Origin of the sequence: Pedobacter sp. CFBP9032 (assembly GCF_034045265.1) — a bacterium.
GTDB lineage: Bacteria > Bacteroidota > Bacteroidia > Sphingobacteriales > Sphingobacteriaceae > Pedobacter.
Genome location: NZ_JAXCWE010000006.1, coordinates 253,881 through 278,331 on the forward strand (window position 1 = coordinate 253,881; position 24,451 = coordinate 278,331).

The window sequence follows — 24,451 nt, forward strand, 5'->3', positions numbered from 1 at the left end:
TAATATCTAAATCCCGACTTTAGGGAAATAAACCATCTTAATAATTTTTTATGAATAATGTGAATGAATTCGAGCCTATTGATGCTAATATAGCGCGTAAAATGGTCGAAGCATACGGTGTTGATGCTTCCAATGCAAACGCACAATCTTATACCAAAGCAGTTTGGTTTCCGGCTGCGCAAATTTTAGAAATGGCCGAAAAGATCAAAGAGGGAAATCATGATGGTTTAAGAATTTATTTTGCCAAGTATGTTGCTGATGGTTTAACTGATATACCAGAAAGCCATAAAGGCCGTAATACCGTTCTGCTGGTTCCAACCTTTGTCGCAGGAAAAACCAATCACCTTGGCGCCACAACAGCAGCTCATGAAGATGACCTTAGTGACATTGAAAACAGAGGTACACTTTGTCCTTCAATGTGTGATGGCGTTGAATTATAGCCTATGAATTTTTTTCAACCTATTATTATAGCAGAAATCATTAGTCTGATTGTAGCATTATTTCTTCTACTCAGAGACAACATTGCTTTCTGGAAAATTAACATTATCTATTTAATTATTGCCTTGTCGGCAGAAACAGGAGGAGGTTATCTGGCGCATCAGCTTAAACATAATTTATGGATATATAATACTTTCTTGTTATTTGAAATTACATTCATTTCTTATGGGATGTATTACTGCCTCAAAAAATATATAAATCCAAGGCCAATCGTTTTTACTGGCCTTGGATTCTGCTATCTTACTTTTATTATTTTCACCCTCAGAAACGGAATCCATTATTATAATGACATTTTTAACGACCAGGCGGTAAATGTGATGTCAGTTATATTTGTACTATATTGTCTCTACTATTATTATAAGCTTTTAAATGATGAGGAAACCCTGGACCTTAAGTATCATCCGGAATTTTGGTGGGTAAACGGTGTATTATTTTATTATTTCGGAAGTACAGCAACTAATCTTACTTACGATCTTTTTAAGATCAAGGTATTTGACCATATTCCACTTCGCTTGTTTATCTATTACATTACCAATGTAATTCTTTACAGTAATTGGATTTATAGCTATATATGCAGAGCCAAACAACGCAAATTGCAATCTTAATTGCAATAACGACACTCATATTTTTATTGATGCCGCTTTCGCTGATCATTTACATCAGGTCGTACGCCAGGCATAAGAAAAATCATAGCTTAGAAAAAGAGCACATGCAGCAAAGGTTTGAATCAGAAATTTTGCAGGCCCGGATAGAAGTGCAAGATCAAACCATGCAAACAATAGCCACCGAACTGCACGACAATATTGGCCAATTGCTCAGCTTAACCACCCTAACCCTCAATTCTGTTAATTTAAATGATAGCGAAAAAGCAGAAAAGAAAATTGGCAATTCGCTAACACTGATTAATAAATCGATTAAAGAGATTCGGGAACTGGCAAAGCTTTTACATGGAGAACAAGTGGTAGAGAATGGAATTGGATATGCCCTTGATCAGGAAATCAACTGGCTAAACAAAACAGGAGCTTATGAAATAGAGAACAATAATGGCCTCATAAATGTAGCAGAAAGATCCCCGGATAAGGACCTCATTATTCTGCGCCTGTTGCAAGAAATTATCAATAATATCATCAAACACGCAAATGCTACGGCAATAACCTTCGATGCATTCTATTTGGAAAACGTTCTCCATCTCAACGTTAAAGAGAACGGCATCGGTTTCAATCCCGAACAGGCAACCATTTCCAAAGCCGGAATGGGGTTAAATTCTATCTATAAAAGAATAGAAATAATCAATGGAAAATTAATATTAAATTCGTCACCAAATAACGGTACCATTATATTAATCGAAATTCCCTATCCTTAAATCATGCCCGCTCAGTCTATCTCTATTGCCATCGTTGATGACCATACACTTTTCCGTTCAGGTTTAGCCAGTTTGTTAGATGAGTTTGACGAAATTGAAATTGTATTTGAAGCAAATAACGGCCTGGATTTACAACAAAAGATTAAAAAACAACCCGATGTACAACTGATCTTAATGGATATCAGTATGCCAGTGATGGATGGCTTCGCCGCTACAAAATGGACAAAAGAACATTACCCGAATGTTAATATAATGGCCCTAAGTATGCTGGAAGATGAAAAAGCAATTATTAGCATGTTAAAGGCAGGTGCAGGTGGATACATGCTGAAGGAATCTACACCTAATGATCTTTTAACCGCCATTAAAGCCATTGTAGATAAAGGGTTTTACGTTAACGATTTAGTTTCCGGCCGCTTGCTGGTTGCACTTAAAGATGGAGATACGAAACCGGCTTTTAGTGTACGGGAGCAAACATTTCTACAACATTGCAGCAGTGAACTCACTTACAGAGAAATTGCAGACTTAATGAATGTGAGTCCGCGTACGGTAGATAACTATCGTGAATCACTTTTCGCTAAATTAAATATCAAATCTCGCACTGGCTTAGTAGTGTATGCGATCAAAAACAAGCTGATTACCATATAGTTCAACCTCAAATAAATATTTTATTTTCAAAATCCATTTGGATAACTAAATAATTAGTTCTAACTTTAATTACATCAACCCGTGTTGATCTGTATTAATTTTAGAACCATTATGGATATTAAAGATTTAACCAAAGCCGAAGAACAGATTATGCAGGTGCTGTGGCAATTGGAAAAAGCATTTGTTAAAGATGTTATAGATGAGTTACCCATACCGAAACCTGCTTACAATACCGTTTCTACTATCATTCGTATTCTCGAAACCAAAGGCTTTATAGGTCATGAAGCGTTTGGAAAAGCACACAAGTACTACCCCTTAATTAGCAGAGAAGAGTACAAACGCCATGCTACAGAAAAACTGCTTGGCAATTACTTTGAAAATTCAGTTGAAAGTATGTTTTCTTTCTTTGTTAAAGAGGAGAAATTAGATTTAAGTGATGTAGATGAGATTTTAAAAATGATCAATAACATTAAACGAAATCCAAAATGAGTTTTGCCCACTACCTCCTCCAGGTAAACTTATATCTGATTGTATTTTATACTTTCTATAAATTACTATTAGATAAAGAAACCTATTTCATCCTGAACCGAATCTACTTAGTTGCTGCCGGAATTCTTTCTGCAGGCATTCCATTTATCCGCCTAGAATGGATTACCACCCAGGAGGCTGCCAAACAAGTTTACACCTCGGTAAATTGGGACACTGTTTTAGAACAGGCTACAATCATTACAGATGATAAATCTGTTTTAACCTGGGTAAATGCTTTTGTTTTTATCTACTTTGCTGGTGTTTTATTCTTCCTGGGGAGGTTGGTGTTCAACTTATTTGCTGTTAAAGGTTTAATCAATTCGGCAAAATCCGGATCAGCATTTTCGTTTTTTAGTCAGAAGGTTATAGATCAAGACCTGCCATTAGCAAATGTAATAGATGTGCATGAAGATGCCCATATTAAGCAATGGCATACTGTTGATATCCTATTTTTCGAGGTGCTGGGAATCTTGACCTGGATTAATCCAATTATATATCTGTACAAAAAATCAATAAAAAATATACACGAATTTCTGGCAGATCAGCTTGCTGCAGAATATCAAGGCGATAAAGCAGAGTATGCAATGTTAATTTTGAGTCAATCGTTTAGAATTGCTCCGAATAGTTTAACAAACGGCTTTTTTGATAAATCACTAATCAAAAAAAGAATTTTCATGTTGCATAAAGAAAAATCAAAAAAGACAGCGATTTTTAAATATGGCATATTCATTCCACTACTTGCAATTTTAATCGTTTTCTCTTCTGCAACCATCCGGAAAAACGAAAAATTAATGGCCATTTCCGATCAAATTCCTTTGGAAATACCAATTGAAATGGTGCAGGAAATGGTAACAAATAATGATTTGGTTACCCAAGAATCATCTAAAAGCATCATCAGCCCTTCTATAGATAAACTTGAAGGCAATTGGAATGCCTTTTATCGCTTTATGGGGCGATCCATAAAATACCCTTCCGATGCGAAAAAGAATAATGTACAAGGAACTACACAAGTAAAATTTACCCTTCAAAGCAATAAGATAAAAAACCTAAGTTCCGTTATAGATCTTGGCGATGGATGCGATGAGGAAGTGATGAAAGCACTATTATCCTACAAAGGTTTTAAAGATTTACCGAATGGGAAGTATACTTTAAAAGTAGGGTTTAGACTTTCAGATAGAGAGTCCAGAACTAAAATCGCCAAAACTTTAGCTTTAAAAGGTTATCAGCAACTTTCAGACATTACGGTAAGCGGCTATTCAAAACCCTATTTAAATAATGAAGAAGCTGAAAAAGTATACGATTTTGTTTCCATAGATAAGCAACCTGAATACCCAGGAGGAATCACGAAATTCTATGAATACCTCGGTAAAAACATCAAATACCCTAAAATGGCAATTGATAACAATGTGAGCGGAAAGGTTTTTCTAAGTTTCATTGTGGAACGGGATGGAAAGCTAACCGATATTCAGATTACAAGGGGGTTAGGTAGTGGTACAGATGAAGAAGCGATAAGGGTAATTAAGGATTCACCTAAATGGAATCCCGGACTTTCAGAAGGTAAGGCGGTAAGGGTAAAGTATAACATTAATGTGAACTTTACTTTAGCGCATACTGCAGACAAGTCAAAAATTGATCACCAGACAAAAATCACCTTAAAACCATCTAAATCCTCAACAGATTTAAGCAGTTTTAATGGCCTTTTAATTATCGATGGCGTGAAGGTAACTGATCATAAGATTTTAAATACAATAAATCCGAATGATATTGAATCTGTAAGTGTATTGAAGGATAATGCCGCAACAAGCCTTTATGGTTTACAGGCGAAAGATGGCGCAATGCTCATTATTACCAAAAAGGTCAAAAGTGGCCTGTTCAGAAATCCTGAAAATGCTGAATTAACTATTGATAAAAAATCCACATATGATCATTTGATAAAAAAGTTCTAATTAAACCTCAAGATTATGAAAAGAATATTATTAATGGCGATTACTTTGGCCTTTAGCTTACAAAGTAAAGCGCAAAAAACAGATACCGTTAAAATATCTGAATCAACAATTGGACGGAATACTCCTGAAAAAGCAGCAAACCCATTAATTGTAATTGATGGAAACAAGCAGTATTTAAGAGGCGTAGACGTTACAAAATTAGTTACCCCAGAAGATATTGCTTCGTTAAATATTTTGAAAGATAGTGCTGCTATCAAAAAGTATGGCATTAATGGTGTAATTGAAATTAAAACCAAAACCGCTTTAGCAGGGATATATAATAAAGAAATAGACACCGGCAATCTTGAGATTAATGGCGAAATTAAAAATTTCAATTTTCGGCCCAGCAAAGAAAACAACGTAATCGTCAGAGATTTATTCCAAAGAGATTCTGATCCAAAAGCCAGGCCACTATATATTTTGAATGGAAAAGAAACGGAAAACATTAAGGCCATCGATTCTGATACAATTAAATCCGTTACTATTTTAAAAGATGCCAGTGCCACTTCAATCTATAAAGAAAAAGGCAAAAACGGCGTAATTATTATCACTACAAAAGATACTACGCTAACTCCAGAAAAGAATTAATTAATCTTTAACATATTCTAAAACCAACATTATGAGAAAGCTATTTTTAGCCCTAACGGGTATGGTCTTGCTTAGTATTTCGGCACAAGCACAAAAAGTTTATGACTTTGTATCAGTAGAAAAACAACCCATTTACCCGGGCGGCATTGCTAATTTTTATAAGTACTTAGGTAGTGAAATAAAATATCCTGAAATCGCGGTAAAAAACAAAACTGAAGGAAAAGTATTTGCTTCTTTTATAGTAGAAAAAGATGGTAAATTAACTGATGTGCAAATTACACGAGGTTTAAGTAAAGAAACAGATGCTGAAGCGAAGCGTGTATTGGAGAAATCTCCAAATTGGGAGCCTGGTATATACAGTGGTCAACCAGTTCGGGTGAGATACAACATTAATGTAAATTTTAACCTGAATAATAAAGGTACTGATAAAAAAGCAAGTCTTACCAAGCCAATGCACAGGTACCCGGAATATCCAGGAGGACAAACCAAAATGTATGCTTATCTGGCAAAGAACTTAAAATATCCGGCTCAGGCAAAAAAAGATGGAATACAAGGAAAAGTTTATCTCTCCTTTAATGTTCAAAAGGATGGCACATTAACGGATGTTCAAATCATGGAAGGACTTTCTAAAGAAACAGATCAGGAAGCCTTACGTGTGGTTAAATCCTCCCCCAGATGGAATCCGGGTTTAAACAATGGCAAACCAGTTAAAACAAAATACCAAATGGCTATCAACTTTACGTTGAGTTAATATATAGCGTAAATTAAAAGACACCTATTTATAAGGCTGTTGATGAGACATCAATCAATTAGTTAAATCTTCAGCAAGATAGCACCCAGGCCCAACCGACCGTCAGCCAGTTCAACGAAATATTAAATGGCTATTACTATATCTGAGTTAAAAACATTAGGCAAATTAACAAACTCGAAAAATTATAATGCACGAAACCCCTGCTAAAAATAGCCGGGGTTTCGTGTTTTCTCTCCTGTCTCGGAAGACTAAATTTATAAAAATTTTAATGTATATACAAATTTTACAGAATATAATTTTCAATTACGAAAATAATGATATGCTAACATAAGAATATTACCAAATTAGCAACTTATATTTTGTTTACTTTCTAATTTCAGAAGTTTCGATTGATACCGCATAGGTTTCATTATATTATGAGGTATACATTATTAACGCTTCCGAATACCCCCTTATTACAAACCTTATTGGAGTGGTTCTAAAATAACTGCGCAGTGCGGTTTCAAAGAAATAAAAAAAGCCCCAAACTAGGTCTGAGGCTCAAGATTCAGCCGTTAAGCTGAATGCACAGTATATTTTAAAGTGCTTCTTCTGAAATGAACTTTGCACTTGCAAAATCACGATTCATCAGGGCAATGTTTTCTAATGAAATGCCTTTAGGACATTCTGCTTCACAAGCTCCGGTGTTAGTACAGTTACCAAAACCTTCTGCATCCATTTGTGCTACCATGCTTTGTACGCGGCGGTAACGCTCTGGCTGCCCTTGAGGCAATCTTGCCAGCTGTGAAATCTTAGCCGATACAAATAACATAGCTGAAGCATTTTTACAGGTTGCCACACAAGCACCACATCCAATACAAGCCGCGGCCTCGAAAGCTGCATCTGCCTGCATTTTTGGAATAGGCAAAGCATTTGCATCTTGTGCATTACCGGTATTTACCGAAATGAAACCACCTGCAGCAATAACTCTATCAAAAGCTGAACGATCTACCGTTAAATCCTTTACTACCGGAAAAGCTGCTGCTCTCCATGGCTCAACAACAATGGTATCGCCATCTTTGAAAGAACGCATATGTAACTGGCAAGTAGTAACCAGGTCTTTCGGACCATGTGGACGACCATTGATAAACATTGAACACATCCCGCAAATACCTTCGCGACAATCGTGATCAAATACTACCGGCTCTTCACCTTTATTGATTAATTGTTCGTTTAACACATCGAACATCTCCAAGAAAGACATATCTGGAGAAATACCAGCTAATTTATAATCTACCAAAGCACCTTTGGTATTGTTATTTTTTTGACGCCAAACTTTTAGCGTTAAGTTCATATTTCCTGTACTCATGATATTGAGATTTAAGTATCAAGTAGTGAGAATCGAATATCAAGTTTAGATTAAAGTCTTGATACTTGACACTAGTGTCTTGCTACTATTTATAACTTCTTTGTGCTACTTTAATATTTTCAAACTTCAGTTCTTCTTTGTGAAGCTCAAAGTTTACACCCTCTTTAAATTCCCAGGCAGCTACGTATGCATAATTTTCATCATCACGTAAAGCTTCTCCTTCTTCAGTTTGATACTCTTCACGGAAGTGACCACCACAACTTTCATTACGGTCTAATGCATCAATACACATCAGTTCACCTAGTTCAATAAAATCTGCTACACGACCAGCTTTTTCCAGCTCCGTATTCAACTCATCTGCAGATCCTGGCACACGAACATCGCTCCAGAATTCAGCACGTAATGCTCTGATTTCGGCGATTGCTTCATTTAAGCCTTTCTCGCTACGAGCCATACCACATTTCTCCCACATAATGTGGCCTAAACGTTTATGGAAATGATCTACAGACTTCGTTCCTTTAATATTAACCAAAGTGTTTAAAATGCCTTTTGCTCTTTCTTCAGCCTCAACAAACGCTGGGTGATCGGTAGAAATTGCTTTTACAGAAATTTCTTTTGATAAATAAGCACCAATTGTATAAGGTAAAACGAAGTAACCATCTGCCAGGCCCTGCATTAAAGCAGATGCGCCTAAACGGTTAGCACCATGATCGGAGAAGTTAGCTTCACCTGTGCAATACAAACCTTCAACGCTGGTCATTAAGTTATAGTCTACCCATAATCCGCCCATGGTATAGTGAACCGCAGGATAGATACGCATTGGTGTTTCATAAGGATTTTCTCCAGTAATCTGCGCGTACATATCGAAAAGGTTTCCATATTTCGCTTTGATAACTTCAGTACCCAGGCGCATACAAGTTTCCTTATCCGGATTATTATTACCAGATTTAGAAGCTTCTATTTTACCATAACGTTCTGTATTTGCCTTGAAATCAAGATAAACAGCCAATTTAGAATTACCTACACCATAACCAGCATCACAACGTTCTTTCGCTGCACGGGAAGCAACATCACGCGGAACCAGGTTACCAAAAGCAGGGTAACGACGCTCTAAATAATAATCTCTTTCGTCTTCCGGAATTTCGGAAGCCTTACGGTCATCACCTTTCTTTTTAGGTACCCAGATTCTTCCATCGTTACGTAACGACTCAGACATCAACGTTAATTTCGACTGATGATCGCCGGAAACCGGAATACAAGTTGGGTGAATTTGTGTGTAGCAAGGGTTTGCAAAGTAAGCACCTTGTTTGTGTGCTTTCCACGCAGCCGTAACGTTACTTCCCATTGCATTGGTAGAAAGATAAAACACGTTTCCGTAACCACCTGTTCCCAATACAACTGCATGACCGAAATGACGTTCGATTTCACCGGTGATTAAGTTACGTGCAATAATACCACGGGCTTTACCATCGATTTTGACAACTTCAAGCATTTCATGACGGGTATACATTTCTACTTTACCCATACCAATCTGGCGTTCTAGAGCAGAATAAGCACCTAATAATAATTGCTGACCAGTTTGACCTGCAGCATAGAATGTACGTTGAACTTGTGTACCACCGAATGAACGGTTATCTAACAAGCCACCATATTCACGCGCTAAAGGAACACCTTGGGCCACACATTGATCGATAATGTTAACACTTACCTCAGCTAAACGATGCACATTGGCTTCGCGGGAACGGTAATCGCCACCTTTTATCGTATCGTAAAATAAACGATAAGTACTATCGCCATCGTTCTGATAATTTTTTGCGGCATTGATTCCGCCTTGAGCAGCAATAGAATGCGCTCTACGTGGGGAATCCTGGAAACAAAAACATTTAACTTTGTAACCCATTTCGGCTAACGTAGCTGCTGCCGAAGCACCAGCTAAACCTGAACCCACAATAATTATTTCAATAGTTCTTTTGTTCGATGGATTAACCAACGGCACAGAAGACTTAAACTTTGTCCATTTATTGGTTAATTCGCCTTCTGGTATATTTGAATTAATATCTGACATATCTCTTTTGTGCTAAAAACTAATTAATTAAACCGGTATAAACTGCAATTGGCATTAAGGCAAATAGAATCGAAATGATGATCGAATACCAAACACTTGCGCCTTTAATGATACCGTTATATTTGGAGTGATTCCAACCCATTGTTTGGAAAGCAGAAGCAAAACCATGTAATAAGTGGTAACACAGAGAAAACATCGCTAAAATATAAACGGCTACACGCACAGGATCTTGAAATTTATCTTTCATCACCGCGTATAAATCTTCATGTCCATTTGCATCAACTGTTGGGATTCCAGTAAAACGGGAAACTACCCAGAAGTCTTTTAAGTGAACCACTAAGAAGATCAGCAATAGCGTACCCAGTAAACCCATAGAACGGCTATACCACTTACTATTTGCCTTGCCATCATAAACTGCATATTTTTGAGGTCTGGCTTTTTGATTCTCTAACGTTAGTCTTAACGCCTGGAAAATATGTGCCAATAAACCGATAAACAGCACTATTTCACCTGCTCTGATAATCCAGTTGGTCGCCATAAAATGAGCTCCAACATTAAAAGTTAAACCGCCATCGTTAATAAAAATTAATGCGTTAATACCGCAGTGTACAATTAAAAAGAGTATCAGGAATATACCTGTAACACCCATAATAAATTTCTTTCCTATTGATGAAGAAAGAGCATTTCCAAAACCACTCATTTGATTAAGATTTATATCTAAATTTCTTGCAAAAGTATCTAATTATGAGTTTAATTTATAAACGATTATGACAAATGAGCGATAAAACATTTATTTAGAAACATTCTAAAGCCAGAAACGAAAGAAATTGAAAGAATTACTGAATTTTAAAAGTATCCGTTGAAAAATAAAGACGGCAGATATGTGATTTTTTTATTGCTATAATATTTAAAGAGACCTGACTACAATATAGCATTGCTATAATATTAAGGCATTAGTTCGATATTTAAATACCTGTCTTATACGCCATAATAATTCTTATGCCTTAACGATTCAAAAAGCCATTGACTGTTCAAATTTGAACGGTAAATAAACCATTAAGGCATTAAGTTTCATACTACAAACACCTCCCGTATTTATACAGCCTTATTAACATTTAATGGCTTATGGTTCCAAAAACTTTTGACAAGTCAGATTTGAATGATAAATGATCCATCAAGGCATTAAGCTACACACCTACAAACACCGACTTATTTAATACACTTTAATAATTCTTAATGCCTTATGGTTCCAAAAACCTTTGACAAGTTAGATTTGAATGATAAATGATCCATCAAGGCATTAAGCTCCACATCTACAAACACTTACTTATTTAATACACCTTAATAATTCTTAATGCCTTAATGGTTCAAAAGCCTTCGACAAGTCAGATTTGAATGATAAATGATCCATCAAGGCATTAAGCTCCACATCTACAAACACTTACTTATTTAATACACCTTAATAATTCTTAATGCCTTAATGGTTCAAAAGCCTTCGACTGTTCAAATTTCAACGATAAATAAACCATTAGGCATTAAGTTTCATACTACAAATATCTACTGTATTTATATAGCCTTATTAACTCTTAATGGCTTATGGTTCCAAAAATTTGTTATATCCAAACCATTTAAATGTCACAGAAAATGGCGCAGACTATATCCACTATAAAAACATACTATTAGATATCGGTTAACCAAATTCAGATTTTTTATACCAGCAACATAAAATTAGCGATCTTTATTCTGTGGTAATTAAAATACGAACAAAAATTATCACAATAATCATCCCTATGGTATTAATGACTAATTTTTATAACCTTAGAAACGATGACAAAAAAAGAAGTGAAACAATTGTCTTATGACATAATCGGCTATGCTATTCGCGTACATAAGCATTTAGGCCCTGGCTTACTGGAAAGCGTATATGAGAAATGCTTAAGTTATGAATTAGAAAAAAATGGACATCAGGTAACTAAACAAGTAATGGTACCCGTTGAATATGATGATCTGTTGATTGACGTCAACCTTAGAGTTGATCTTTTGGTAGATGACTGTATAGTTGTAGAACTTAAAACGGTAGAACAGTTACTACCGATTCATGAAGCGCAGATATTAACTTATATGAAATTATTAAATGCTCCACAAGGTCTGCTAATAAACTTCTTTACGGATAATATTACCAAATCCCTTAAACCTTTTGTTAATGAATATTACAAAATTTTACCAGACTAATCTCTTGTGTTCAAATTTTGGCACAAAAAAAGTCCCGATTTGCATCGGGACTTTTTACGATTTATGTGTTCGAGTTTTCTTAAGCTACTTTTACATTTACCGCGTTAAGGCCTTTTCTACCTTCTTCTACATCGTAGTTTACGGTATCATTCTCGCGAATGTTGTCAATTAAGCCTGAAGCATGAACAAAAATTTCGGCATCGCCATTAGATGGAGTGATAAATCCGAAACCTTTAGTTTCATTAAAAAATTTTACTGTTCCTTGTTGCATTATATTGTATTTTAATTTTGACCAAAGATAACGGTTAAATACCTATAAATCAATTTTTTATTTAAAATAAATTAAACATCCGCTAAACGTGCTGTTTTACTGGCTGTTAAGCTACATTTTAATTAAAAATAAAATTATTAATTTTCTAAATTCCTTTAAATATGATCATTATTTGGGAATCAATGCTTCATTTTAGCCCCGTTTCTCAGCTTAAAATCATCACCAAAGTATGTATGAGACCCAATCGGAAATTGTAAATCCCTCAAAAAATTAATTTCTGCACGCAGATTAAGCATCATAAAGTAGAAACAAACTCTTCTGCAAAGCGATAGATATTAAAATCTTTCTGCATCAAGGCTTCCTGAATACCCGACCGCAACTTATTCTTATCAATTGCCTGCATTTTTTGATTCTGAATAATCTTCCATGCCTTTTCAGCAAAAAGAAATTCTTTTCGTTGATGGCTATTAACAATCGGTTCCGCAATCCAAGCACATAGTTCATCCACTCCAAAATCTTTATCCGCTACCGTTTTTAAAATCGGAATTGATTTCAGTCCTTGATGTACAATTTTTTTTAAGTTATTAGCAAAAGAGTCTGCTCCATCCCGATCTGCTTTATTCACCACAAAGCAATCCGCAATTTCCATTAATCCGGATTTTATATTTTGAACTTCATCTCCAGATTCAGGAACTAAAACTACAATTGTTTTATCTGCTAGGCCCGCTATTTCCACTTCAGACTGCCCTACGCCGACCGTTTCAATAAAAATTAAATCAAAGTGAGATGCTTTCAATACATCAACCATTTCTATCGTTTTGGCAGAGATACCACCTAAAGCGCCTCTTGTTGCTAAAGAACGAATAAAAACATCAGGATTGTTGAATTGTCCGGCCATTCTGATGCGGTCGCCCAGTAAAGAACCGAAATTAAAAGGCGAAGTCGGATCAATTGCTAAAATGGCAATCCGTTTATTTCGGTGTGTAAAAAAATTAGTGATGGCATTAACCAACGTACTTTTTCCGGCACCAGGCGGCCCCGTAATGCCAATGACAGGCGTACCTGAGCGACTATCCAAATTTTTCAGAATGGCATCTGCTGGCGAAATATCGTTCTCAACTAGCGTTAGTGTCCTCGCCAAAACCCTGTAATTACCTTGCTTAACTTCGTCTAAAATGGATAGAGGGGTATTCATCAATAAAACTATCTTTGTACAAATTAACAAAATATTACGCCTTTAAGCGCAAAACGTTTCAGACTCCATGAAAGTTACCGGGTTTACCTTTTTAAGAAATGTAATTGTAAACGATTATCCTGCAAAGGAGGCGATACTATCTGTTCTGCCTTTATGCGATGAGTTTGTGGTAGCACTTGGAAATTCTTCTGATACTACCGCAGCGTTAGTTAAAAGCATTGACCAAAAAAAAATCAGGATTATTGATACCATTTGGGATGAATCCATTCGCGAAGGCGGGCGGGTTTTTGCTGATGAAACCAATAAAGCCATAGCAGCCATTTCAAAGGACACCGATTGGATGATTTATATTCAGGGAGATGAAGCCATTCATGAAGACTATCTTCCGTTAATTAAAAAAGAAATGGAGTTAGCTTCAAGCAACAATAATATTGAAGCACTCCTATTAAAATATAAGCACTTTTATGCTTCATATGATTATCTGGCAGAATCTCGTCGATGGTATCGCCGGGAAGTTAGAATTTTGAAAAACTTACCTGGCATTCATTCTTATCGCGATGCGCAGGGATTTAGAATAAATGACCGAAAATTAAAAGTTAAACTGATTGATGCTTACATTTATCACTACGGCTGGGTGAAACCTCCTAAAGGCTTACAGGGAAAAGTCCGGAACTTTAATCAGTATTACCAAACTGAAGAATGGATAGAAGAAAATTTTCCCGTTCAGGAAACGTTTGATATGCACAATGCTGATCGGTTAGTGCACTTTAAAGGCACGCATCCGAAAGTTATGGCGGAAAGAATTTCTGCTGCAAACTGGAAATTTGATAAGGATTTAACCCGGGAAACCCCTAAAATGAATTTCAGAAGAAGGCTGTTGCAAAAAATTGAAGATTTAACGGGCTTGCGTTTATTTGAATACAGAAATTATAAAATCGTGAAGTAAATGCAAAAAAGCGTTTCTATCGTTATTCCAAATTATAATGGTAAACATTTATTAGAAAAATATCTGCCATCTGTTTTTATTGCTGCTGAAAATGCAGAGACTGAATTTGAAGTGATTGTGATTGATGATGGCTCAAAGGATGATAGCATTCCTTTCATTAAACAGAATTATAAAAACATCAAACTTCTTATTAACGATAAAAACAGAGGCTTTTCTTATACCTGCAACCATGGGATTAGAGAATCTAAATATGAATTAATTTTATTACTAAACTCAGATGTAAAGCTTGATCCAAATTACTTTAAGCATCAATGGAAATACTTCAGCAGAAAGGATACATTCGGTGTAATGGCCAGAATTATGAGTTTTGATGAAGCCAGAATAGAAGATGCTGCCCGCTTACTTTACTATTCAGGCTGCCGGATAAAAGCGAATAAATTCTATTATAGCGAGAATGTTGAAGATGAAAATATTTACACAGCCTATCTTTCTGGCGCCAATGCACTAGTTGATGCTCAAAAACTGAAAGAATTGGGGGGATTTGATGAAATTTTTTCTCCTTTTTCTTCAGAAGATTTTGACCTGAGCCTAAGAGCCTGGCAATTGGGCTGGAAATGCTATTATGAACACCAGTCTTTTTGTTTTCATCATGTCAGCGGAAGCACAAAAACTCAGATTAAATCAGATTTTATCAAGAAAAAATACTATCGAAACAGATTCATACTGCAACACATTCACTTAAATGGATTGCGTTTATTACTGCTTCCATTCTATCTTCTATCTGCAGAGATTATCCCGAAACTTTTAACTGGTAAACTTTGGATTTGGGAGGCTTATAAACAATATTTAGCATCATTTATATCTATTGAAATCAGTCGCGAGAAACTTTCAGGATTAAAACTGAAATATAATTCTTTTATAAATATTTCTGACGTGATGGAAGTTATCAATAAATCTATCAAAGGTAAAAGCATAAAGCGATTGTAATTTTACAGGTCTAAAAGACTCAGAATATAATGGTCTATTTGAAAACCGTACATTTGCCAAGTTTTATTTTGATTTTTCTTGATCTGCTTTTTAGGCACATCAAATTTTACATATTCCATTTTACATAAAATGAAAATTTACTTTCGCCTATTATCTTTTGCAAAACCAATTGAGAAGTTCGCTATTCCTTATGTGATTGCTACGCTTTTTGCGATCACGTTTAATACATTTCTGTTTACTTTGTTAGGGCCTTTACTAGAAACACTCTTTGTTAAGGATGCCCCAACTACATTAAGTAAAGCCAGTTCCTCACTTGATTTTATGGCTAAATTTAGTCAGCAAATTAATATTTGGATTGATCAATATGGAAAAACTGAAACACTAAAATTTGTTTGTGTAGTGATTGTTATCACCGTCGTTTTAGCCAACCTTTTCCGCTACTTGTCACAGCGTTACATGGAAGATTTGCGGGTTCATACCCTCTTAAATTTGAGAAGAACAGTTTTTAATAATGTGATGAATTTACATATTGGTTATTTTAACAATGAACGCAAAGGCGATATTATTTCTAAGGTGGCATCAGATGTTCAGGTAGTTCAGTTTACAGTAACTAATACACTTCAGGTTGTTTTTAAAGAGCCGGTTCAGTTACTTTTTTATATAGGTGTATTGATTTCAATTTCGTTAAAACTAACACTATTTTCACTGCTGGTGATCCCGATTTCAGGTTTTATTATTAGTAAGATCGTAAAGCGGTTAAAACAGCAGGCTAAAGAGTCGCATGAATCTTTTGCCCGGATGATAGGCTTTCTGGACGAATCCTTAAGCGGAATCAAGATTATTAAAGCATTTAATTCTACAGAAAGAGTGAAAGATAAGTTTGAAGCTGAAAATAGGTTTTATTCCTTTTTAAATAGAAAAATGGTCAGGAGGCAGCAATTGGCTTCGCCAGTATCACAGACTTTAGGTGTACTCGTAGTTGTTTTCATCGTGTTATATGGAGGAACAATGATCTTGACCGGACAGGGTGATTTAACACCTTCCAAATTCCTCGTTTATATTGCAACATTTTCGCAGGTAATGCAACCTGTAAAGGCACTTACAGATTCATTTAGTGGAATTCATTCTGGTATTGCAGCAGGGGAACGTGTATTAGACCTAATTGATACCAAGCCAGAGTTAATTGATAAACCTAATGCAAAACCGATTAGCTTGTTCGAGCAATCGCTTTCACTAGAAAACGTCTCTTTCTATTATGGAGAAAAACAAATTCTAAATAGTATCAACATCAACATTGAAAAAGGAAAAACCGTTGCTTTAGTTGGGCCATCTGGTGGAGGGAAAAGTACGTTAATGGACTTAATTCCACGTTTCCATGACCCAAAATCGGGTGCGATTAAAATGGATGGCATAAATTATCTAGACCTAAAAATTGAAGATCTCCGTGCACAAATGGGAATTGTTAATCAGGAATCTTTCTTATTTAATGATACTATTTTTAATAACATTGCGTTTGCAAAACCAGGTGCTACTGAAGAAGAGGTAATTGCCGCAGCAAAAATCGCCAATGCGCATGAATTTATCCTGAATACAGAGAATGGTTATCAATCATCTGTGGGAGATAGAGGAAACAAGTTATCTGGCGGGCAAAGACAGCGTGTGTGCATTGCAAGGGCAGTATTAGCAAACCCTCCAATTATGTTATTAGATGAAGCCACTTCGGCTTTGGATACTGAATCGGAAAAACTGGTACAGGATGCGTTAAATAATTTAATGAAGAACCGAACATCAATTGTAATTGCCCACCGTTTAAGCACCATACAGCACGCAGATAAAATTGTGGTGATAGATAAAGGCCAAGTGCTTGAAACAGGAAGCCATTCAGAGCTAATGGCAACTAATGGCTTATACAGGCGATTGATTAATATGCAGACTTTTAATGATTAAGTATGCCATTAAACAATAAACTACCTAAAGTTAGTATTGTAATTGTAGTTAGAAATGCGGCTGATAAAATAGAACAAGCCATTAAAAGCGTATTAGTTCAAGACTATTCTAATTTCGAAATTATAATACTTGACGGTGCTTCAACAGATGGAACGATTGAAATCATCCAAAAATATCGCGCTGATATTGCTTTTTTTTCTACAGAAAAAGATAATGGTATCTACGATGCCATGAACAAGGCGATAGATAAATGCTCTGGAGACTGGATCTATTTTTTAGGAGCAGATGATGAGCTATATGACCCCGGTGTACTTTCCGCAATATTTAAAGAACAGCAAAACAAAGAGGAGGTAATTTTTGGAAATGCATACTACCTAAATAGAAAAACAATTCGATTTGGCAACATGGGAAGATACTCACTTAGTAAACATAACTTTAATCATCAAACAATATTTTATCCTTTAAGTGTATTCAAAAAATACCGTTATGAAACCAAATATAGAATTTGGGCAGATTACTTTTTAAATATCCAATTGTATTTTAAAAGCAGCTATACATTTAAGTATTTGAATGTTATTGTTTCCAGATTTAACGACATGGGCACTTCCGGTATCCATACAATAGATCTCGCATTTGAAGAAGACAGAGCAAAAATCATAGAAGAAATCTTTCCATGGGATGTTTATATATTTTTTCATCTTAGAAAAGCATTCTTATGGCTACAAAAATTATTCAGGAAGAAAAGTAAATAATATAATTCCAATTAATAACCCAAGTATTTTAGATTAAATTCCTTTTAAATGAAAGCAGCTTTTACCATATGTACAAATAGTTATCTTGCACAAGCAAAAGTACTATCCCAATCTTTCATTAAATTTGCTGGTGATTACAAATTCTACCTTTTTTTAGTTGATGAACTAGATGAACACATAGAGTACAACAAATTTGAAGGAGTTGAATTTGTACTGGCAAAAACACTTCCTATCGATTTTTTTGCCCTAGTTGAAAAATATAACATCATTGAACTTAATACGTGTATTAAGGGAACATGCTTTAAATATTTATTTAACAAAGGTGCTCAAATGGTACACTACTTCGATCCCGACATTGAACTGTTGGATGAGATTAAACATTTAGATGCCCATTTTAAAGATGCACCCATTCTCCTTACACCTCATATTACTAGCCCGATTACCTGGCAGGACGGCTCACCTAATGAAAATCTTTTCTTAAACCACGGTTTATATAACTTGGGTTATATAGGCTTAACCAATCAGGGAGATTACATGAAATTATTGGACTGGTGGGAGGATAGAACTTTAACAAGAGGTTATTACAGAACGAAACAGGGGTTCTTTGTAGACCAGTTATGGATTAACTATGTCCCTTTATTTTGGTCAGAATCTACTAAAATACTTTTTGATCCAGGTTACAATATGGGGCCATGGAACCTACATGAAAGGACATTAAGTAGCCAGGAAGGCGGAAAGTTTTTGGTAAATAATGTCTCAACCCTTAAATTTTATCATTTCAGTTCTTACAAACATACTAACCATGAAATTTCGACTAATTATCGCTACACTTTTGCAACAAATCCAGATGTAAAGTTATTGTATGATTCCTATCAGAAAAAAATGATTGAAGCTGGGGTAGATTTTTATTTAAGTATAAAGTGGGCCTATCAAAAAAAAGAAACATTTATAAAAAGATTGTTTAAAAAGAAAAAGTAATCTGAACAATTGTTTTAGAATTAGTTTGGCTTCTCAAAACAGATAGATGATATACGAATGTACCTATGAGTTTAAAAAAAATCGGCAACTGGATTAGGCTACAAAACTACAACACAGGCCTAAAAATAATTAAGAGGTATTACCCAGAAACGGAAGTCGAAAAAAAATCATGTATGATTTCGATAGGTTTTCTTTTACTATACCTTAAAAGATTATTTTATGTATTGATTTACCTACCTTTTGCGAATGCAGAAACCTTCTCAAAATACTTTCAAAGTAAATCAATAAAAGAATTTTTAATGCGTTTACTAGGTTTTTACAAAACTCAACCTGTTAACTCAAAACTGGACAACAAGTATAGTGTGCTGAACTTTTCCAAGTCCTCTAAACCTTTAGTCTCTATTGTTATAAATACTTCCGGTAATGGCTTATACACTTATAATTGTTTACGGTCAGTATTAAAAAACACTACAGCCGTTGCTTACGAAATAATTGTATTGAATCACAACAATACAGATTTTAGTTATCAGAAGTTTGTCGATAACGCAGTGACACAAATTACAGATTTGAAGGAAGACAATGTTACCAAGCTTCAAAATCTTGCATCAGAAATCGCGAATGGAGATTTTTTGTGTTTCTTAGACAGTGAGGTTATTCCTAATGAAAAATGGCTTGAAAATTTATTGGCAGTATTTAATTACGATCAAGAATCAGGAGTTGTTGCACCAAAATTGATCTATCCTTATGGCCTACTAAAAGCAGCTGGAAGTGTAATTAATGAGGTAGGTAAACAAACAAATATAGGTGAATTTCAAGAGGTTGATCAATTTGAATATAATTTTATAAAAGAAATAGACTATTGTAATTCTGCCGGATTACTGGTAAAAAAAGCGGACTTTATTGGAACAGGAAAATTCAACCCTGATATTAAAAATGCAGATTATGTATTCGCAGATTTCTGTTACCGCTTAAAATCGCAACTAGATAAGAAAATATATTATCAACCTTTAAGTAGTTATGTTGATTTTAGATTAAACAAAGAGGTAGCAGACCCAACTTTTTTTGTAGATATATGGAGAGATACATTAGCGAAACCAAAGGTACAAGACAGAAAAGAATCTATTCTAATCATTGATGCCGTAATTCCAAAACCAGATCAAGACTCAGGATCGAGAAGAATTTTTGAAATCGTTAAACTGTTTCAAGCACTGAATTTGAATACCTATTTCCTGGCACATAAAGGCCTTCGAGAAGAACCTTATTATTCAAGCCTAGTAAATATAGGTGCAAGAGTAATATGCCAAAAACACATAAAAGAAAAAATGGTAAAAAAACTACCTATCATTTTACCATTTATTGACTTTGTTTGGATTTCGAGGCTTGATATCAACTCTATATACGGTCCTGTAATAAAATCGATTAAAAGTGTTCCATGGCTTAATGACACTGTTGATCTCCATTTTATTCGAATCCGACGTGAGCTTGAATTGGCAGGAATGGATTTATCTAAAATTGAAGAAAAGATTAACCCCATAAGAACGCTGGAACTAAAACTTGCTAAATTGGCTGATTATACCATCACAGTTACTGAAGTAGAACGGGAGGTTTTAATGCAAAAAGGAATTGATAAGGTAGTAGTCATTCCAAATATACATGAAGATCAGATTTCAGATAGCAAAACTTTAAAATTCGATCAGCGTAAAAATATCATTTTTATTGGAAGCTATAAGCATGAGCCAAATATAGATGCTGCACTTTGGCTTGCAAACGAAATTATGCCTGAAGTATGGAAGACAGATCCAACAATTAAACTTATTTTGTTAGGAAGCAATCCAAGTACGGAAGTTATAGCTTTAAAGTCTGATAGAATAGAAGTGCCCGGTTTTATACACGACGTATCTCCTTTCTTTTTACAAGCCAGGGTGTTTGTAGCTCCATTAAGATTTGGAGCGGGAATGAAAGGAAAAATCGGACAAAGCTTAGAGTTTGGCTTGCCTATTGTTTCAACATATATAGGCATTGAGGGAATGGATCTTGAAAATGAAAAAGACGTATTAGTTGCTGAAAACACGAATGAATTCGCAGAACATATTCTGAGATTATACCAAACTCCCGAGTTGTGGAATAAAATCCATATCAACTCCATACAGGCAATAGAAGAATATAAACCAAAAAGTGTTCTTAAAAAGCTTCGATTATTGCTAAATGCCCTAAATAGTTAAAGCTAGGTTATATAGACTATTATGATTAAAAAAATATCCATTATAACCGTAAATTATAACAATAAAGACGGTCTGAAAAAAACAATTGATAGTGTTGTTAATCAAACTTGGAAAGACTTTGAATTTATCATAATAGATGGTAATAGTAATGACGGAAGCAAAGATATCATGGAGGAGTATCGACATTCCATCTCTTATGCATTAAGCGAACCCGATACTGGCATTTATAACGCCATGAATAAGGGCATAAAAGCAGCTAATGGCAATTACCTTTTATTTTTAAATAGTGGAGATATTCTATTGGATTCTAACACTTTAGAAAAATCCAACGAATTGATAAATGGTGACTATGATATCTATTATGGTGATATTGTTTATGATGAAATAACAAAAAGAGAAATCAGAACTTTTCCTAACAAACTGGATTTTCATTTTTTCTATCTCCATAATTTATCACATCAGGCAAGTTTTATTAAAAGAAGTTTATTCGATGATATTTTTTACTACAATGAAGAATTCAAAATTGTTTCTGATTGGGAGTTTTTCATCTATGCCATCTGCAACAGAAACGCCTCATACCACCATATGAATATTGTAATATGTATTTATGATGGAACTGGTCTTTCTTCAAATTTGAATAATCACAAATTAATGCACGAAGAAAGATCGGCAACCATTGCCAGGTACTTTCCACTCTTTGCTGAAGATTATGAAAAATTGATTGAATTGAATTCTAAACGGTTTAAGCAATTTGCGCATATCAAGATACACAAAGTAGCCTGGGAAATTTTAAAGGGTCTGATGTCTTTGATTCTTCTTTTTTTACCAAAACAAAAAAACTAGCATGCTTAAAGTACTATATGATCATCAAACATTTTCTCTGCAAAAATATGGCGGTATTTCTAGATATTTTGCTAATGTACATCATGCTATTCAGCAACAAATAGGTATTGAGGCATCTATTAGCTTACTTTACTCGAATAATTATTATATAAAAGATATACCTAATTTCATGAATAAGTCATTAGGAAAATTTCTTCTTTCTGACCCAGATAAATGTTATAAATGGAACAAAAGATATTCCAGACAAATTATTGGCAATAATGATTTTGACATTTTTCATCCGACATACTATCATCCTTATTTTTTAAAAAAATTGAAAAAACCTTTTGTAATCACAGTTCATGATATGATACACGAAAAATATCCTGAATATTTTACATCAGAAGACCCCTCCTCCTATTACAAGCGCCAATGTATAGAAAAAGCTTCACACATTATTGCAATATCTGAATCAACAAAAAATGACATTCAGCAATATCTCAATATTCCGGAAGAAAAAATTTCTGTCATTCATCATGGATATCAACCTATTGCATCTTATGAAAAAAATGACCTGTTAGATCTACCAGAGCAGTATCTATTATATGTCGGAGACAGGCGAGCGTATAAAAACTTCTATGGATTTATACGTGCATTGGTTCCCCTTTTGAAAAATGATCCTATCCTTAAAATAATTTGCGCAGGAGGAGGTAGCTTTCAGTTAGCAGAAATAGAGTTTTTGAGCGCGCTGGGACTTTCTAATCAAGTAGTTCAGAAAAGTGTATCCGACTATCAATTGGCAATGCTTTACAAAAATGCAATCGCCTTTGTATATCCCTCTTTTTACGAAGGCTTTGGCTTACCAATATTAGAAGCATTCGGTCAAAACTGTCCAATTATTGCAAGTAACAATAGCTGTTTTAAAGAAATTGCAGGTGATGCCTGTCAATATTTTGATCCAAACGATCCTTCTGATATCTTAAAAAGTGTAGAAGCTGTTAAGTCTAGTTTCTTGGTAAGAAGCAATTTAGTTAGTAAGGGGAATACCCAACTTTTAAAATTCGGAATGAAAAAATGCGTAAATAAAACTATTGAATTATATAAAAATCTAGTTTAAGGGGTTTGACCTATCGAATTTTCGTTTTTATACTTTTCCATAGTCGAGATAAAAAGTTTTTACGAGGCACTATATAGTATTCTTTGATTTGAGTATACATATCAGCCTCAACGTTTTGAATCAATAATTCAGGATGATTTATCTCCTTTAAGTGTCCTAAACCTAAGGCTGCAAAAGGATGTTCATCTAAAGTATGCGTTGCATCTGCACCTACACCTATGTTACTGATTAAATTTATATTTGGCATGATAGCTTTATAACCTTTTATTAGATTAAGATAAGCATATTGATAATCCCAAGTATCAATATGCCCTAAGGCAACGTTACTAAAATTTCGGAACCAAGTTGCTGCGAATGGCTGATGTGCTGGAAAAGCTTCTAACTTTGGGTTAAAATTAGGTAGTGTCTTTAGATTAAAATCATAATCTTTCCAAACCCTACGCCAACTTGCCCAACCCCATACATGTGTAAGGCCTGAAAAATAATAACTTGCTTCTCCCCTGATCTGCCCGTTTTGGAAATTAGATCCGCAAATATGTCCTATACGTTCGTCATACTCATAAAACTTAAGCAGTTCACTGCAAAATCCAAAGAAGCTAATATCTGGAAGACAATCATCTTCTAATACAATTCCTTTTTCTTCCTGCTCAAAAAACCATTTTATACCCTCACTTACTGCTCTCCCGCAGCCTAAATTCTTTTCCCTGAATAAAGTTTTTATTTCACAATCCCAATCAACATCAGTAGCGACCTTTCTTACTTTATTACATTTAATTAGCTCTTCTGTATTACGAGCACCGTCTGCAGCTATATAAAGTTTTTTGGGTTTTGCTTTTCTAATTTCTTCAAATACCTTCGAAGTCGTATCTAATCTATTGAAAATCAAAAATAGTATAGGATCATTATTGTCGTATTGCAACATCAGCTTTTTTAAATTTGAAAAATTATTGTTCAATTTTTGCCTTCAAGTTATAGTATTTATTTTGAGATCCAGATAAACCTCAGATTTGGAAACATCTATATCAAGAGCTTCAAAATCCATCTGTTGTGCTTTTGGCGAATACCATATCCAAAAACCTTATCCCAAAGGATATATTGGAATCTTAATTTCCCTCTTATTTTATATTTGGTAATAATAAATCTTCTTTCTGATAACTTTTTGTTAAAACTATTTGATACTGATCCGTAAAAATAAAAAATCATTAATGAAG

The 24,451-nt window shown here is 34.8% G+C and carries 23 protein-coding genes; 17 read left to right on the forward strand and 6 right to left on the reverse strand.

Annotated elements, in window-relative coordinates; genetic code table 11:
• Positions 1–50 precede the first annotated feature (50 nt).
• The 8 genes from SOM16_RS13635 to SOM16_RS13670 all read left to right on the forward strand — a co-directional run bounded on the left by SOM16_RS13635 (position 51) and on the right by SOM16_RS13670 (position 6,358).
• Positions 51–440: a hypothetical protein gene (locus SOM16_RS13635; RefSeq protein ID WP_320464550.1), complete on the forward strand. Its 390-nt coding sequence runs from the start codon at positions 51–53 to the stop codon at positions 438–440.
• Positions 441–443: 3 nt separating this feature from the next.
• The gene (locus SOM16_RS13640) at positions 444–1,103 is read left to right on the forward strand and encodes a hypothetical protein (RefSeq protein ID WP_320464551.1); all 660 of its coding nucleotides are present in this window, start codon (positions 444–446) and stop codon (positions 1,101–1,103) included.
• Positions 1,070–1,861 carry a sensor histidine kinase gene (locus SOM16_RS13645; RefSeq protein ID WP_320464552.1) on the forward strand — a complete coding sequence of 264 codons (792 nt, stop codon included), beginning with the start codon at positions 1,070–1,072 and terminating at the stop codon, positions 1,859–1,861. Before SOM16_RS13640 ends, SOM16_RS13645 begins: the two co-directional genes overlap by 34 nt.
• A 3-nt stretch (positions 1,862–1,864) precedes the next feature.
• A complete protein-coding gene (locus SOM16_RS13650) occupies positions 1,865–2,506 on the forward strand; it encodes a response regulator transcription factor (protein ID WP_320464553.1) in 642 nt (213 codons plus the stop codon).
• Positions 2,507–2,617: 111 nt separating this feature from the next.
• Complete coding sequence (locus tag SOM16_RS13655; protein ID WP_320464554.1) at positions 2,618–2,995, forward strand: BlaI/MecI/CopY family transcriptional regulator; 378 nt, start codon at positions 2,618–2,620, stop codon at positions 2,993–2,995.
• Positions 2,992–4,980, forward strand: coding sequence for a TonB family protein (locus SOM16_RS13660; RefSeq protein ID WP_320464555.1), 1,989 nt, complete (start codon positions 2,992–2,994; stop codon positions 4,978–4,980). Before SOM16_RS13655 ends, SOM16_RS13660 begins: the two co-directional genes overlap by 4 nt.
• A gap of 15 nt (positions 4,981–4,995) precedes the next feature.
• The gene (locus tag SOM16_RS13665; RefSeq protein ID WP_320464556.1) at positions 4,996–5,607 is read left to right on the forward strand and encodes a hypothetical protein; all 612 of its coding nucleotides are present in this window, start codon (positions 4,996–4,998) and stop codon (positions 5,605–5,607) included.
• 31 nt (positions 5,608–5,638) lie between these two features.
• Positions 5,639–6,358: an energy transducer TonB gene (locus tag SOM16_RS13670; protein WP_320464557.1), complete on the forward strand. Its 720-nt coding sequence runs from the start codon at positions 5,639–5,641 to the stop codon at positions 6,356–6,358.
• 577 nt (positions 6,359–6,935) lie between these two features.
• On the opposite strand, the gene SOM16_RS13675 is transcribed toward SOM16_RS13670, so the two are convergent.
• From SOM16_RS13675 to SOM16_RS13685, 3 genes are all read right to left on the reverse strand, one after another.
• Positions 6,936–7,706 carry a succinate dehydrogenase/fumarate reductase iron-sulfur subunit gene (locus SOM16_RS13675; protein WP_320464558.1) on the reverse strand — a complete coding sequence of 257 codons (771 nt, stop codon included), beginning with the start codon at positions 7,704–7,706 and terminating at the stop codon, positions 6,936–6,938.
• A gap of 85 nt (positions 7,707–7,791) precedes the next feature.
• The gene (locus SOM16_RS13680) at positions 7,792–9,771 is read right to left on the reverse strand and encodes a fumarate reductase/succinate dehydrogenase flavoprotein subunit (protein WP_320464559.1); all 1,980 of its coding nucleotides are present in this window, start codon (positions 9,769–9,771) and stop codon (positions 7,792–7,794) included.
• 19 nt (positions 9,772–9,790) lie between these two features.
• Positions 9,791–10,471, reverse strand: coding sequence for a succinate dehydrogenase cytochrome b subunit (locus SOM16_RS13685; RefSeq protein WP_320464560.1), 681 nt, complete (start codon positions 10,469–10,471; stop codon positions 9,791–9,793).
• A gap of 1,127 nt (positions 10,472–11,598) precedes the next feature.
• Here SOM16_RS13685 and SOM16_RS13690 point away from each other — a divergent pair.
• Positions 11,599–12,003 carry a GxxExxY protein gene (locus SOM16_RS13690; protein ID WP_320464561.1) on the forward strand — a complete coding sequence of 135 codons (405 nt, stop codon included), beginning with the start codon at positions 11,599–11,601 and terminating at the stop codon, positions 12,001–12,003.
• A 79-nt stretch (positions 12,004–12,082) separates the two neighbouring features.
• Here the strand turns inward: SOM16_RS13690 and SOM16_RS13695 are convergent, their stop codons facing one another.
• Both SOM16_RS13695 and meaB read right to left on the reverse strand, forming a co-directional pair.
• A complete protein-coding gene (locus SOM16_RS13695) occupies positions 12,083–12,274 on the reverse strand; it encodes a cold-shock protein (RefSeq protein ID WP_010599638.1) in 192 nt (63 codons plus the stop codon).
• Positions 12,275–12,569: 295 nt separating this feature from the next.
• Positions 12,570–13,469, reverse strand: a complete 900-nt coding sequence (gene meaB, locus SOM16_RS13700; RefSeq protein WP_320464562.1) for a methylmalonyl Co-A mutase-associated GTPase MeaB — start codon at positions 13,467–13,469, stop codon at positions 12,570–12,572.
• Positions 13,470–13,536: 67 nt separating this feature from the next.
• On the opposite strand from meaB, the gene SOM16_RS13705 reads away from it, so the two are divergent.
• From SOM16_RS13705 to SOM16_RS13740, 8 genes are all read left to right on the forward strand, one after another.
• On the forward strand, positions 13,537–14,415 hold the full coding sequence (locus SOM16_RS13705) for a glycosyltransferase family 2 protein (RefSeq protein WP_320464563.1): 879 nt from the start codon (positions 13,537–13,539) through the stop codon (positions 14,413–14,415).
• Positions 14,416–15,402: a glycosyltransferase family 2 protein gene (locus tag SOM16_RS13710; protein WP_320464564.1), complete on the forward strand. Its 987-nt coding sequence runs from the start codon at positions 14,416–14,418 to the stop codon at positions 15,400–15,402.
• A 129-nt stretch (positions 15,403–15,531) separates the two neighbouring features.
• Positions 15,532–17,349: an ABC transporter ATP-binding protein gene (locus SOM16_RS13715; RefSeq protein ID WP_320464565.1), complete on the forward strand. Its 1,818-nt coding sequence runs from the start codon at positions 15,532–15,534 to the stop codon at positions 17,347–17,349.
• A gap of 2 nt (positions 17,350–17,351) precedes the next feature.
• A complete protein-coding gene (locus tag SOM16_RS13720) occupies positions 17,352–18,101 on the forward strand; it encodes a glycosyltransferase family 2 protein (protein WP_320464566.1) in 750 nt (249 codons plus the stop codon).
• A gap of 48 nt (positions 18,102–18,149) precedes the next feature.
• A complete protein-coding gene (locus SOM16_RS13725; protein ID WP_320464567.1) occupies positions 18,150–19,079 on the forward strand; it encodes a hypothetical protein in 930 nt (309 codons plus the stop codon).
• A gap of 65 nt (positions 19,080–19,144) precedes the next feature.
• On the forward strand, positions 19,145–21,301 hold the full coding sequence (locus SOM16_RS13730) for a glycosyltransferase (protein WP_320464568.1): 2,157 nt from the start codon (positions 19,145–19,147) through the stop codon (positions 21,299–21,301).
• A 21-nt stretch (positions 21,302–21,322) separates the two neighbouring features.
• Positions 21,323–22,144 carry a glycosyltransferase family 2 protein gene (locus SOM16_RS13735; RefSeq protein WP_320464569.1) on the forward strand — a complete coding sequence of 274 codons (822 nt, stop codon included), beginning with the start codon at positions 21,323–21,325 and terminating at the stop codon, positions 22,142–22,144.
• Position 22,145: 1 nt separating this feature from the next.
• Positions 22,146–23,240 (forward strand): glycosyltransferase family 1 protein, encoded by a 1,095-nt coding sequence (locus SOM16_RS13740; RefSeq protein ID WP_320464570.1) that lies wholly within the window; start codon positions 22,146–22,148, stop codon positions 23,238–23,240.
• A gap of 10 nt (positions 23,241–23,250) precedes the next feature.
• Here the strand turns inward: SOM16_RS13740 and SOM16_RS13745 are convergent, their stop codons facing one another.
• Positions 23,251–24,195: a nucleotide-diphospho-sugar transferase gene (locus SOM16_RS13745; RefSeq protein WP_320464571.1), complete on the reverse strand. Its 945-nt coding sequence runs from the start codon at positions 24,193–24,195 to the stop codon at positions 23,251–23,253.
• Positions 24,196–24,451 lie beyond the last annotated feature (256 nt).

Coding starts and splice junctions, on each gene's coding strand:
- SOM16_RS13635 (WP_320464550.1), top strand. CDS start 51: ATGAATAATGTGAATGAATTCGAGCCTATTGATGCTAATATAGCGCGT.
- SOM16_RS13640 (WP_320464551.1), top strand. CDS start 444: ATGAATTTTTTTCAACCTATTATTATAGCAGAAATCATTAGTCTGATT.
- SOM16_RS13645 (WP_320464552.1), top strand. CDS start 1,070: ATGCAGAGCCAAACAACGCAAATTGCAATCTTAATTGCAATAACGACA.
- SOM16_RS13650 (WP_320464553.1), top strand. CDS start 1,865: ATGCCCGCTCAGTCTATCTCTATTGCCATCGTTGATGACCATACACTT.
- SOM16_RS13655 (WP_320464554.1), top strand. CDS start 2,618: ATGGATATTAAAGATTTAACCAAAGCCGAAGAACAGATTATGCAGGTG.
- SOM16_RS13660 (WP_320464555.1), top strand. CDS start 2,992: ATGAGTTTTGCCCACTACCTCCTCCAGGTAAACTTATATCTGATTGTA.
- SOM16_RS13665 (WP_320464556.1), top strand. CDS start 4,996: ATGAAAAGAATATTATTAATGGCGATTACTTTGGCCTTTAGCTTACAA.
- SOM16_RS13670 (WP_320464557.1), top strand. CDS start 5,639: ATGAGAAAGCTATTTTTAGCCCTAACGGGTATGGTCTTGCTTAGTATT.
- SOM16_RS13675 (WP_320464558.1), bottom strand. CDS start 7,706: ATGAGTACAGGAAATATGAACTTAACGCTAAAAGTTTGGCGTCAAAAA.
- SOM16_RS13680 (WP_320464559.1), bottom strand. CDS start 9,771: ATGTCAGATATTAATTCAAATATACCAGAAGGCGAATTAACCAATAAA.
- SOM16_RS13685 (WP_320464560.1), bottom strand. CDS start 10,471: ATGAGTGGTTTTGGAAATGCTCTTTCTTCATCAATAGGAAAGAAATTT.
- SOM16_RS13690 (WP_320464561.1), top strand. CDS start 11,599: ATGACAAAAAAAGAAGTGAAACAATTGTCTTATGACATAATCGGCTAT.
- SOM16_RS13695 (WP_010599638.1), bottom strand. CDS start 12,274: ATGCAACAAGGAACAGTAAAATTTTTTAATGAAACTAAAGGTTTCGGA.
- meaB (WP_320464562.1), bottom strand. CDS start 13,469: ATGAATACCCCTCTATCCATTTTAGACGAAGTTAAGCAAGGTAATTAC.
- SOM16_RS13705 (WP_320464563.1), top strand. CDS start 13,537: ATGAAAGTTACCGGGTTTACCTTTTTAAGAAATGTAATTGTAAACGAT.
- SOM16_RS13710 (WP_320464564.1), top strand. CDS start 14,416: ATGCAAAAAAGCGTTTCTATCGTTATTCCAAATTATAATGGTAAACAT.
- SOM16_RS13715 (WP_320464565.1), top strand. CDS start 15,532: ATGAAAATTTACTTTCGCCTATTATCTTTTGCAAAACCAATTGAGAAG.
- SOM16_RS13720 (WP_320464566.1), top strand. CDS start 17,352: ATGCCATTAAACAATAAACTACCTAAAGTTAGTATTGTAATTGTAGTT.
- SOM16_RS13725 (WP_320464567.1), top strand. CDS start 18,150: ATGAAAGCAGCTTTTACCATATGTACAAATAGTTATCTTGCACAAGCA.
- SOM16_RS13730 (WP_320464568.1), top strand. CDS start 19,145: ATGAGTTTAAAAAAAATCGGCAACTGGATTAGGCTACAAAACTACAAC.
- SOM16_RS13735 (WP_320464569.1), top strand. CDS start 21,323: ATGATTAAAAAAATATCCATTATAACCGTAAATTATAACAATAAAGAC.
- SOM16_RS13740 (WP_320464570.1), top strand. CDS start 22,146: ATGCTTAAAGTACTATATGATCATCAAACATTTTCTCTGCAAAAATAT.